This window comes from Bradyrhizobium sp. UFLA01-814 (assembly GCF_046718885.1).
Lineage (GTDB): Bacteria > Pseudomonadota > Alphaproteobacteria > Rhizobiales > Xanthobacteraceae > Bradyrhizobium > Bradyrhizobium elkanii.
The window spans coordinates 1-4,533 of record NZ_JAQOSR010000314.1; the positions used below are offsets into that span (position 1 = coordinate 1).

Annotated in this window: 4 protein-coding genes; 3 read left to right on the top strand and 1 reads right to left on the bottom strand. The window is 64.8% G+C overall.

The genetic code is table 11. The features are described 5' to 3' along the window. Window positions 1-264: 264 nt before the first annotated feature. A complete protein-coding gene (locus tag PMN64_RS42145) occupies window positions 265-645 on the bottom strand; it encodes a winged helix-turn-helix transcriptional regulator (RefSeq protein WP_038383095.1) in 381 nt (126 codons plus the stop codon). Window positions 646-763: 118 nt separating this feature from the next. On the opposite strand from PMN64_RS42145, the gene PMN64_RS42150 reads away from it, so the two are divergent. The 3 genes from PMN64_RS42150 (at window position 764) to PMN64_RS42160 (ending at window position 4,443) form a co-directional block, all read left to right on the top strand. Further along, window positions 764-1,777 carry a zinc-binding alcohol dehydrogenase family protein gene (locus PMN64_RS42150; RefSeq protein ID WP_304495801.1) on the top strand — a complete coding sequence of 338 codons (1,014 nt, stop codon included), beginning with the start codon at window positions 764-766 and terminating at the stop codon, window positions 1,775-1,777. 389 nt (window positions 1,778-2,166) lie between these two features. Next, window positions 2,167-3,246: a phosphotransferase gene (locus PMN64_RS42155; protein WP_411785027.1), complete on the top strand. Its 1,080-nt coding sequence runs from the start codon at window positions 2,167-2,169 to the stop codon at window positions 3,244-3,246. Window positions 3,247-3,315: 69 nt separating this feature from the next. Beyond that, complete coding sequence (locus PMN64_RS42160) at window positions 3,316-4,443, top strand: hypothetical protein (RefSeq protein WP_411785028.1); 1,128 nt, start codon at window positions 3,316-3,318, stop codon at window positions 4,441-4,443. The last annotated feature ends 90 nt before the right edge of the window (window positions 4,444-4,533 follow it).

Consider the following 4,533-nt stretch of genomic DNA (forward strand, 5'->3'; position numbering starts at 1 on the left):
ATGGTGAGGAGCGCCGCTTGCGGCGCGTCTCGAACCACGAGGCCAAGCACTTGCGCGGTCGCCAAGGGGCATATGCGGTAGCCTGTCCCTCCAGGGGAGGGCCAAGGTGGGGGCTCTCTCCACGAGTCACATTGTGGAAAGAGCCCCCACCCGCATCGCATAAGATGCGATGCGACCTAAGAGCATGCTCCGCTTGTCTTGACCCCGCAAGCGGGAGAGGTGCAGCGGAGTTTGTCGCACGACCAGTTCAACTGCACCTCAGCCCTAGGCCGCGCGCTTCGCCTTCTTCACGACGACCTCCGGCGCCGGCGCGCAGGACAGCCGCTCCTGATGGCCCTCGCCCCAGGCTTTTAGAATATCGATCACCGGGCGCAGGCTCTCGCCGAGTTCGGAAAGCGTGTATTCGACCCGCGGCGGCACTTCGGCATAGACCTTGCGGATCACGAGGCCATCGTCCTCGAGCGCGCGTAGCTGCTTGGTCAGCATGCGCTGGGTGATGCCGGGCATCCGCTTCCGCAGCTCGCCGAACCGCTGGGTGCCGGCCTGCAAGTGGTACAGGATCACGCCCTTCCATTTGCCGTCGATCAGGTCCAGCGCTGCCTCGACCGCGCAGCCCGGCCGGCGCGCAAAATTCTGCCGTTTCATCGGATATTTCCCAATAGTATACAAACAGGGACTAGTTCCCTGTTTTTACAGTACTTGCCAAAAGGACGCCAGCGCGACAGGTAACACGGCAGGCAATCGCCCACCACGGAGACCAGGCATGAAGGCCGTCGGATACCAAAAATCGCTGCCGATCGAGGCGGCGGATTCGCTCGTCGATTTCGAGATCGCCAAGCCCGAGCCGAAGGGGCGCGACATCCGCGTCGCGGTGAAGGCCATCTCGGCGAATCCGGTCGACTACAAGGTGCGCAAGCGCGCGGCGCCGACCGACGGCGGCTACAAGATCCTCGGCTTCGACGCGGCCGGCGTGGTCGACGCGGTCGGGCCCGACGTCTCGCTCTTCAAGCCCGGCGACGAGGTGTTCTACGCGGGCTCGATCCTGCGCCAGGGCACCAATTCGGAATTTCACCTGGTCGACGAACGCATCGTCGGCAACAAGCCGGCGTCGCTGTCCTTCGCGCAGGCCGCCGCCCTGCCCCTGACCTCGATCACCGCGTGGGAGCTGCTGTTCGACCGGCTCGGCGCGGTACCGGGCAAGAGCCTCGATCCGCGCACGCTGCTGATCACCGGCGGCGCCGGCGGTGTCGGCTCGATCCTGATCCAGCTTGCGCGCCGCCTCACCGGCCTGACCGTGGTCGCGACCGCAACGCGGCCGGAGTCGCAAAAGTGGTGCCGCGATCTCGGCGCCCATGCGGTGATCGACCACTCGCAGCCGATGAAGGAGCAGATCGAAAAACTGAAGCTGCCGCCGGTCGGCCTCGTCGCCAGCCTCACCTTCACCGACCAGCACTACAAGTCGATCGCCGACTTCATCGCGCCGCAGGGCAAGTTCGGCCTGATCGACGATCCGCCGGAATTCAACGTCGCCGCGTTCAAGGGCAAGGCGGTCTCGGTGCATTGGGAATCGATGTTCACGCGCTCGTCGTTCCAGACGCCTGACATGATCGCACAGCATCATCTGCTCAACGATGTCGCCGACCTGATCGACAAGGGCGTGCTGCGCACCACGCTCGACCAGACCTTTGGCACCATCAACGCCGCGAACCTTAAGCGCGCCCACGCTTTGCTGGAAAGCGGCAAGTCGCGCGGCAAGATCGTGCTGGAAGGCTGGTAGACGGGTGGGTTAGGCCTGCTGCGTTACGGCTCTACCTCCGCCGTCATTGCGAGGAGCTCGCGACAAAATTGCGAAGCAATTTTGCGCTGAAGCGACGAAGCAATCCGCCCAACCGCGTTTGCGGGCAGATGGATTGCTTCGCTTCGCTCGCAATGACGGCTGGGCGCAGGATCCGTGGAGAAGCAGCTGCAACGCAGTAAGAGCAGCAAACCCGCCCACCGCACCTCGCGAGATATCCCCACAGGCCGGCGGGTGGCTTTTGCCAAAGCCACGGCAGCGCCTGTATGATTTGCGCAACGCGATCACCCCGTCCTCAATCCAACCGCGCAAGACGCGGCTGGAGCGGTGGTGACGCCCCAAGGGAATACATGGGGGATGGGAGGAAACCGATGAATTTGCTCACGGCCGATCCGTCGCGGATCGATCCGGAGTGGATGACGCGGGCGCTGCGCGAAGCCGGTGTGATCAACCAGGTCAGGGTCGTCGATCTCGCTTGCAAGCCGGTCGGCAATGGCCTCGTCGGCGACAGCTATCGATTTCATCTGACCTATGACGGTGACGAGCCGAACGCTCCCCTGAGCGTCGTTGGCAAATTCCCGGCCGCAGATCCCGACAGCCGCCGCTCCGGTTCCGCGCACACGCTCTACGTCCGGGAGGTCGCGTTCTATCGCGAGCTGGCGGCGACCGTCGCCATTCACACCCCGCGGCCGATCCTGGCCGAGATCGATCCGGCAACCGACGATTTCACGCTGATCCTGGAGGACCTCGCGCCGGCGCGCGCGGGTGATCAGCTCGCCGGATGCGTGATCGCCGACTGCCTGACGGCGATGACCGAGGCCGCGGCGTTGCATGCGCCGCGATGGAGCGATCCGAGCCTCGATGCGGTGCCATGCTTCGTGGTGGCCGCAAGCCGGCGCAGAGACCTTCGCGCGGTGCTGCCCGGCATCATCGGTCACTACAAGGAGCGCTATCGCGGCGTGATCGAGCCGGAATTCCTTGATCTGATCGACCGGCTTCCGGACGCGCTATTGCGCTACCAGTCCGATCGATCGGCGCCGCGAACCCTCCAGCATGCGGATTTCCGGCTCGACAACATGCTGTTCGACGTCCACGGCAATACCCGTCCGATGGCGACGCTGGACTGGCAGACGCTGACAGTGGGCCCAGGAATCGTCGACGTCGCCTATTTCCTCTCGGCCGGTATCGATCCATCCGAACGTCGGCTTCATGAAGCCGACCTGGTGCGGTTCTATCATTCGGAACTGATCCGGCGCGGCGTGCGGGACTATGACTGGGGTCGTTGCTGGCGGGATTACCGGCGCTACACGCTGCATGGCATCATGATGGGCGTGGTCTCCGCCCTCAGCGTGCAGCGTTCCGAGCGTGGCGACGCGCTGTTCCTGAAAATGACCCGCGGCGCCTGCGCGCAAGCGCTGGACCACAACAGTTTTTCATACTGGCAGGACTAAGGCGTTTTCGAGCGAACCGTATAGCGGTTCGCGTGCGGAAAACGCGGCAGGACAGCGAAAGGGATCGGCGTGCTCAACAAACTGGACGACTTCCCCATCCACCAGACGCCGGAGCCGATCGCGGTTCCTTCGACCAGCGACCGCAATGTCTATGACCGGACCTGGTTCAATGGCTACACCGCCGACGGCGCGTATTATTTCGGGATCGGCATTGCGATCTACCCGCACCGCAAGATCCTCGATTGCGCCTTCAGCGTCGTGGAACGCGGCGGACGGCAGCACTGCTTCTACGGTTCGCGGCGCGCGCCGATCGAGCGCACCGAGATGCAGGTCGGTCCGTTCAGGCTCGAAGTGCTCGAGCCGATGCTGCGGACCCGGGTCGTGCTCGACGACAATGCGACGGGCCTCGCCTGCGATCTGACGTTCTCCGCGCGCACCGCCGCGATCCAGGAAGCGCGCCAGACGCTTTGGTCGGGCGACCGCCGCGCGATGGATTCGACCCGGTTCGACCAGTTCGGCCGCTGGAGCGGCGTCATTAGGCACCCCGACGGCGAGATCAAGGTCGACGATCGCACCTGCTACGGCACCAAGGATCGCTCCTGGGGCGTGCGCAATGTCGGCGAACGCGACGTCGGAGGCGCGCCGATGCCGCTACCGAGCGTGTTCTTCCTCTGGGCGCCGCTGGTCTGGGACGACCACATCTCGCACGCGATCTTCTTCGACGGGACGCAGGGCGAGGCGCTGGTCCGCGAGGGCATCACCGCGCCGCTCTACCGAAGCGAGGCCGAGATCCCGGGCGTGGTCGACGGCCTTGACCGTCGCATGGCGACCGCGCGGCATCGCGTCAAATACGTGCCGAACACCCGACTCGCGCAGTCGGCCGAAATCGACCTCGTCGATATCGACGGCCACACCGCGACCATCGCGCTCGACCCGATCCTCAAATTCCAGATGAAGGGCCTCGGCTACGGCCATCCGCAATGGGGCCAGGGCATGTGGAAGGGCGAGCTCGAGATCGGCGGCGAGTCGTTCGATCCAGCCACGCTGGACCCGCTGGCCCGCGAGAATGTGCACGTGCAGCAGGTGGTCCGCGCCCGCCAGGGCGGGCAGACCGGAATTGGCGTGCTGGAGCAGATTTGCTTCGGCCCCTACCGCCCCGCCGGCTTCAGCGAATTCCTGGACGGCGCGAAGGGTTAAAGCGTGTGAGATCAGGTTGAGCTGGAGCGGCGTCGAAAGTTCACCTCTCCCTTGGGAGAGGTCGATTTGCGCAGCAAATCGGGTGAGGGG